Annotated in this window: 5 protein-coding genes and 1 rRNA gene; 5 read left to right on the top strand and 1 reads right to left on the bottom strand. The window is 36.7% G+C overall.

All coding sequences use genetic code 11. The features are described 5' to 3' along the window. Nucleotides 1-168, bottom strand: a 16S ribosomal RNA gene (locus tag BLP81_RS12570); the annotation flags it as partial. Between the two features lie 659 nt (nt 169-827). Between BLP81_RS12570 and BLP81_RS12565 the strand changes: the two genes are divergently transcribed. The 5 genes from BLP81_RS12565 to BLP81_RS12545 all read left to right on the top strand — a co-directional run bounded on the left by BLP81_RS12565 (nt 828) and on the right by BLP81_RS12545 (nt 7,288). After that, nucleotides 828-1,283: a MarR family winged helix-turn-helix transcriptional regulator gene (locus tag BLP81_RS12565; RefSeq protein ID WP_093369835.1), complete on the top strand. Its 456-nt coding sequence runs from the start codon at nt 828-830 to the stop codon at nt 1,281-1,283. Nucleotides 1,284-1,287: 4 nt separating this feature from the next. Then, entirely contained in the window at nt 1,288-3,693 is a 2,406-nt protein-coding gene (locus BLP81_RS12560; protein ID WP_093369830.1) for a 3-hydroxyacyl-CoA dehydrogenase/enoyl-CoA hydratase family protein, read from the top strand. 117 nt (nt 3,694-3,810) lie between these two features. After that, nucleotides 3,811-4,998 carry an acetyl-CoA C-acyltransferase gene (locus BLP81_RS12555; protein WP_093369826.1) on the top strand — a complete coding sequence of 396 codons (1,188 nt, stop codon included), beginning with the start codon at nt 3,811-3,813 and terminating at the stop codon, nt 4,996-4,998. A 41-nt stretch (nt 4,999-5,039) separates the two neighbouring features. Then, nucleotides 5,040-5,285, top strand: coding sequence for a four helix bundle protein (locus BLP81_RS12550; RefSeq protein WP_176752719.1), 246 nt, complete (start codon nt 5,040-5,042; stop codon nt 5,283-5,285). Between the two features lie 194 nt (nt 5,286-5,479). Beyond that, entirely contained in the window at nt 5,480-7,288 is a 1,809-nt protein-coding gene (locus BLP81_RS12545) for an acyl-CoA dehydrogenase family protein (protein ID WP_093369819.1), read from the top strand. The last annotated feature ends 23 nt before the right edge of the window (nt 7,289-7,311 follow it).

Genomic DNA, 7,311 nt, shown 5'->3' with positions numbered 1-7,311 from the left:
TAATCCAAATTTCTCTGGGCTATCTTTTAGTAATAGGTAGATTGTATACGCGTTACGCACCCGTCCGCCGGTCGTCGTCAAGTGCAAGCACTCACGTTACCCCTCGACTTGCATGTGTTAGGCCTGCCGCTAGCGTTCATCCTGAGCCAGGATCAAACTCTTCATCGTTAAATCTTATATATCTTAACGTCTAAATGAATTCAATTCTAAAATTGTCTTCTCAGGAATTAACTCTAATCTGTTACGATTAGTCTAATCTTTTAATGTTTCTAATTCTATAAGTAAATCGCTCTACTTATAATTGTCAATTCAATATGTCAATGAACTTTTTCCCTTCTGCCCATCTTCAACGGACATCTTCCCAAAGGAAGAAGAGAAATTCTTGGCGTTTAAAATCTAACCAAAGACCTTTAAACTCGTGCCGCTTTCGCTAAGCGGATGCAAAACTAATACTTATTTTTAATATAACAAGTGATAATTTTGAAAAAAAATAAAACTTTTAATGAACGTGCTGATTTAGTTTTTAAAGAACCGCAAATCTAATACTTTTTTCTTATCCAATCCAAGTGAAATCAACTAAATGTTATCCCTCAACCTAGTTTTAACTTGCCTTATCAATACCTCAATTAGCGGGGTGCAAAACTACAACTAATTCCCAACCTAAACCAAACTTTTAGAAAGGTTTTTTACCTCTTTTTTATCCCCGATTCTTAATTAACACAATACCTTATAGTTACATAACTTAATGAAATAAATTCATGGGAAAAAAATTAAATTTTACTATGCATGCATAATAAAATTACTTATATTTGAATTATTAATAAGTTATGAAAGAAAAAACTATAGATTATGTGCTCCGGTCCACTTGGATTGCAGTGGCGAAAATGTACAATGAGGAAGCTAACAAAAAAGGAAGTAGCATGGCTACCGGTTTTGCATTGTTAAGCATAGATCCTGAAAAGGGTACCCCATCAACAGCTTTAGGCCCTAAGATGGGCGTCGAGTCTACAAGTCTTTCTAGAACGCTAAAAGCGATGGAAGAAAAAGGCCTGATTACAAGAGAAAGAAATCCTAAGGACGGAAGAAGTGTTTTAATTCACCTTACTGATTTTGGCATTGAAATGAGGAAATTTTCAAAATACGTGGTTCTTTCATTTGATGAAGCAGTAAAGGATAATATTTCTAAAGAGGATTTAGAAATATTTTTAAAAGTTACAGACCAAATAAATAGACTCATTTCTGAAAAAATGATATTCAAAAAAGAACAAACTAAAATTCGATAAAAACATGAAAAGAAGAATCAAAAAGGTTGCAGTGATTGGTTCAGGCATCATGGGAAGCGGTATTGCTTGTCATTTTGCTAATATTGGTGTAGAAGTAATGCTTCTGGATATTGTACCTAAAGAACTCACTGAAGCTGAAAAAAAACAAGGTAAAACCTTAAAAGACCGTTCAGTACGGAACAGAATTGTGAATGAAGCTCTACAAACTTCATTAAAATCTAACCCCTCTCCTATTTATCATAAGGATTTTGCTAAAAGGATTGAGACAGGAAATCTGGAAGACGATATTTCTAAAGTCAAAGATGTTGACTGGATTATAGAAGTTGTTGTTGAGAGACTTGACATCAAAAAACAAGTATTTGAAAATTTAGAGAAGCATAGAACTCCAGGTACTTTAATCTCTTCCAATACTTCGGGAATTCCCATTAAATTCATGAATGAAGGTAGATCTGAGGATTTCAAAAAACACTTCTGCGGGACACACTTCTTCAATCCACCCAGATATTTAAAGTTATTAGAAATCATCCCTGGACCTGACACATCTCAAGAGGTACTGAATTTTCTTAATAGTTACGGAGAAAAATTCTTAGGAAAAACAACGGTAATCGCTAAAGATACTCCTGCATTTATAGGTAACAGAATTGGCATCTTTAGCATTATGAGTCTATTCCATATGGTCAAAGATATGGATATGACGATTGAAGAAGTTGATAAACTTACTGGACCAGTCATAGGCAGACCTAAATCTGCTACTTTCAGAACTGTTGATGTTGTTGGTCTGGATACCCTGGTCCATGTGGCCAATGGCCTATATGACAATGTTCCGGAAGATGAAAGACATGATCTTTTCAAACTGCCAGACTTTATTGAGCACATGATGGAGAAAAAATGGCTGGGCAGTAAAACTGGACAAGGTTTTTATAAAAAGGTCAAAAGTGAGGATGGTTCTAGTGAGATAAAATCCTTAGATCTAGATTCTCTGGACTATAGAGAACGAAAGTCAGCTAAATTTGAGACTTTAGAAAAAACCAAGTCAATTGACGTTGTAGCTGACAGATTCCCTGTCCTAATAGAAGGTAAAGACAAAGCAGGAGAATTTTACAGAAAAAACTTTGCTGCATTATTCGCCTACGTTCAAAATAGAATTCCTGAAATTACAGATGCGCTTTATAAAATAGATGATGCCATGAAAGCTGGCTTTGGCTGGCAACACGGTCCATTTCAAATCTGGGATGCTATAGGGCTCGAAAAAGGGATTCAATTGATGAAAGATGAAGGCTATGAAATCGCGAACTGGATTAAAGAGCTTTCAGAATCTAATGAGAAATCATTTTACCACGTCAAATCTGGAAAAACATATTTCTACGATATTGATAAAAAAGAACATACCAAAATTCCTGGTCAGGACGCCTTCATTATTCTGGATAACATTAGAGAAAGTCATGAAGTCTTCAGTAACAAAGATTTAGTTGCAGAAGATCTTGGTGATGGCATTTTAAATATAGAATTCCGAAGTAAAATGAATTCGATTGGCGGAGATGTCCTTAATGGTATCAACGCAGCTATGGATATCGCTGAAAAGGAATATGAAGGGGTCGTAATTTCTAATACAGGAGATAACTTCTCTGTAGGCGCAAATATTGGAATGATTTTCATGTTTGCTGTTGAACAGGAATACGAGGAGCTTAATGGAGCGATAAAATATTTTCAGGATACCATGATGCGTATGCGCTACTCTTCAATCCCAACTATAGCCGCTCCTCATCAAATGGCACTGGGTGGTGGTTGTGAACTGTCTATGCATGCCGATAAAGTTGTTGCGCATGCAGAAACCTATATTGGTTTAGTTGAATTTGGTGTAGGTGTCATTCCCGGGGGTGGTGGTTCTAAAGAAATGACCCGACGTGCAGCCAAAACCTTTCAGAAAGATGATGTTGAACTTAACCGTTTAAGAGAAAACTTTTTAACCATTGGTATGGCAAAAGTTGCCAAATCTGCTCACGAGGCTTATGATCTTAATATTTTGGAAAGAGGTAAAGACATCGTTGTAGTCAGTAGAGACAGGCAGCTTGCTATTGCAAAAGAACAGGCTAAACTGATGGCTCAAAACGGGTATACACAGCCTGTAAAAACAAACAATATTAAAGTTTTAGGCCGACAGGCTTTAGGAGCTTTTCTTGTTGGAACAGATCAAATGAAAGCCGGAAAATATATTAGCGAACACGATCATAAAATCGCTAATAAGCTGGCCTATGTCATGTCTGGCGGCGATTTGTCTGAAGCAAACTACGTTTCTGAACAGTATTTACTAGATCTAGAACGAGAAGCCTTTTTATCACTTTGTGGAGAAAGAAAAACACTGGAACGTTTACAGCACATGATTAAAAAAGGTAAACCGCTTAGAAACTAGTAGCCCATCTAAATCTTCCCTTCGGGAAGATCTGGAGATCATAAAAGTATAAATTTATTAACCGAAAAAAATACCCACAAAATCCCCTTTCCTTTGGAAAGGGTTAGGGATAGGAAAATGAAAACAGCATATATAGTAAAAGGTTACAGAACCGCAGTCGGAAAAGCACCAAAAGGTGTATTCCGTTTCAAGAGACCAGATGATTTGGCAGCTGAAACCATAGAATACATGATGAAGCAATTGCCAGATTTCGATAAATCTAGAATTGATGACGTCATGGTTGGAAATGCTATGCCCGAAGCAGAACAAGGCTTAAATATGGGCAGACTTATTTCCCTTATGGGACTAAAATCTGAAGAAGTTCCGGGAGTAACCGTTAACAGATACTGTGCTTCGGGGATTGAAACCATCGCCATGGCTTCTGCTAAAATTCAGAGTGGAATGGCAGACTGCATTATCGCCGGCGGTGCGGAAAGCATGAGTTACATACCTATGGGCGGCTATAAACCGGTGCCAAATTATGAAACGGCGAAAGCTGGAAACGAAAGTTATTACTGGGGAATGGGTCTTACAGCTGAAGCAGTTGCAGAGAAATACAATATCAGTGCCAAAGACCAAAATGAGTTTGCTTATAAATCTCATCAAAAAGCCATAAAAGCTCAAAAAGAAAACAGATTTCAGGACCAGATTGTTCCCATTGAGGTTGAAGATATTTTTGTGGATTCTAAAGGAAAAAAGCAATCTAAAACGTATACCGTAAATCAAGATCAGGGGCCTAGAGAGGATACTTCAGAAGAAGTATTGAATAAGCTAAGACCTGTTTTTGCTGAAGGTGGTAGCGTTACGGCCGGAAATTCATCGCAAATGAGTGATGGGGCTGCGTTTGTTATGGTGATGAGTGAAGAAATGGTTAAAGAATTAAACCTTGAACCCGTAGCCAGAATGGTGTCCTACGCTACAGTTGGTGTAGAGCCAAGAATTATGGGAATCGGCCCGGTAAAAGCGATTCCTAAAGCTTTAAATCAGGCTAATTTGAAATTGAAAGATATTGAACTCATAGAGCTTAACGAAGCTTTTGCTTCTCAGTCGCTTGCGGTAGCAAGAGAATTGAATATCAATCAGGATATTTTGAATGTGAATGGTGGTGCTATAGCACTAGGACATCCTTTAGGTTGCACTGGGGCAAAACTATCAGTTCAAATCTTTGATGAGATGAAGAAAAGAAATTTAAAAAATAAATATTCCATGGTCACCATGTGTGTTGGTACAGGACAAGGGGCCGCTGGGATATATGAGGTTTATTAGTAGTAAGCAGCTGGTAGTAGGTACTCAGTAAAATTAGGCTTATGCATGATTATAAAAATTTAAAAGTTTGGGAAAAGGCTATTGAGTTAGCAAAGTCTGTTTATGAATTTTCAGAGCACTTACCAAATAATGAAAAGTTTGGTATAACTAGCCAAATAAAGCGTTCAGCAGTATCTATAGTTTCAAACATTGCTGAAGGTGCTGGAAGAAATACTGATAAACAATTCGTGAATTTTCTAAATATGAGTCAAGGATCAAGTTTTGAACTAGAAACTCAATTATTTTAATCCAAGAGCTATTTAATCCAGAAAATCAAAATGAAGTTATTAATATGATATTGAGAGAAAAAAATGAAATTCAACGGATGATATATAAACTAATAGTTTCAAAATCATAAATCCAGTTTTATTTTTAATACAGATTACTTTATACTAGTTACTTAATACTTAACGAAGAGCAAAAATTATAAAAAAAAGAAAAAATGGAAACAAAGGAAAAACTAGATGATATGATCCGTGGCGGTCAATTCATCGTAAAAGAAACCAAAGCAGAAGATGTATTTACTCCTGAAGATTTTTCTGATGAACAGAAAATGATGAGAGACTCCGTAAAAGAGTTTGTCGACAGAGAGATTTGGTCTAAAAAAGAGGAGTTTGAAAAGAAAAATTACGATTTAACTGAAGAGGTTATGCGTAAGGCTGGTGATTTGGGGTTTTTGGGTGTTGCCGTACCCGAAGAGTACGGAGGACTTGGGATGGATTTTGTTTCCACGATGTTGGTTTGTGACTATATTTCTGGTGCTACAGGATCTATCGCAACTGCTTTTGGTGCTCATACTGGAATTGGAACTTTACCCATTACCTTATATGGTACTGAAGAGCAAAGAAAAAAATATGTTCCAAAATTAGCTACAGGAGAGTGGTTCGGTGCATATTGTCTAACCGAACCTGGTGCTGGATCCGATGCCAATTCAGGAAAAACCAAAGCTGTTTTATCTGAAGATGGTTCTCATTATAGGATTACAGGTCAGAAAATGTGGATTTCCAATGCTGGATTTTGTGATATATTCATCGTCTTTGCTAGAATTGAGGATGATAAAAATATTACCGGTTTCATCGTAGAAAAAGATTTGGATAACGGAATTTCTTTGGGGGATGAAGAAAAAAAATTAGGGATTCACTCCTCTTCTACGCGTCAGGTATTCTTCAATGAAACAAAAGTTCCTGCAGAAAATTTACTGGGAGAAAGAAATGGTGGTTTTAAAATCGCTATGAACGCTTTAAATGTAGGTCGCATAAAATTAGCTGCAGCCTGCCTAGATGCCCAGCGTAGAGTTTTAGGTTCTGCTGTAAGTTATGCGAATGATAGAGTTCAATTTGATACTCCAATTTCAAAATTTGGGGCGATTCGATCTAAACTTGCGGAAATGGCTATGTCTACATATGCAGGTGAAGCCGCTTGTTATAGAGCTTCAAAAAATATTGAAGACAGAATTAACTTGAGAAAAGAAAATGGTAGCTCACATCAAGAAGCAGAATTAAAAGGTGTTGAAGAGTTTGCTATCGAATGTTCAATTTTAAAAGTAGCGGTTTCTGAGGATATTCAGAGATGTACTGATGAAGGTATTCAGATATATGGAGGTATGGGATTCTCAGCCGATGCTCCTATGGAATCAGCTTGGAGAGATGCCAGGATTTCAAGAATTTATGAAGGTACCAATGAAATCAATAGAATGCTTTCAGTTGGTATGTTAGTCAAAAAAGCTATGAAAGGTCATGTAGATCTATTAGGTCCCGCAAAGGATGTCGCAGATGAATTGACTGGTATTCCTTCGTTTGACACTCCAGACTATACCAAACTCCTTGCAGAAGAAAAGGCCATGTTGGCAAAACTTAAAAAAGTATTCCTGATGGTGGCTGGAAGTGCTGCTCAGAAATATGGAGAAGAGCTCGATCAGCATCAACAGTTACTATTAGCTTCTGCCGATATTTTAATTGAAACTTATATGGCAGAATCAGCCATTTTGAGAGCCGAAAAAAATGCAATCCGTTATGATGAAGATTCTCAAAATGTTCAGATCGCCATGGCTAAATTGAGATTATATAAGGCTGTCGATAAAATCAATGAGAAAGCCAAAGAAGGAATTATTTCTTTTGCTGAAGGTGACGAACAGAAAATGATGTTGATGGGATTAAAACGTTATACCAAGTACGAAAATTATCCAAACATTGTTGAACTGAGAAATACAATTGCAGACAGGATTGTAGAAGACAATATGTATTCTATGTAATAAATACATATTACTTCATTAAA

Origin of the sequence: Psychroflexus sediminis, assembly GCF_900099815.1 — a bacterium.
In the GTDB taxonomy this organism is placed as follows: Bacteria; Bacteroidota; Bacteroidia; order Flavobacteriales; family Flavobacteriaceae; genus Psychroflexus; species Psychroflexus sediminis.
This window is presented reverse-complemented; position numbering and strand designations above follow the sequence as displayed.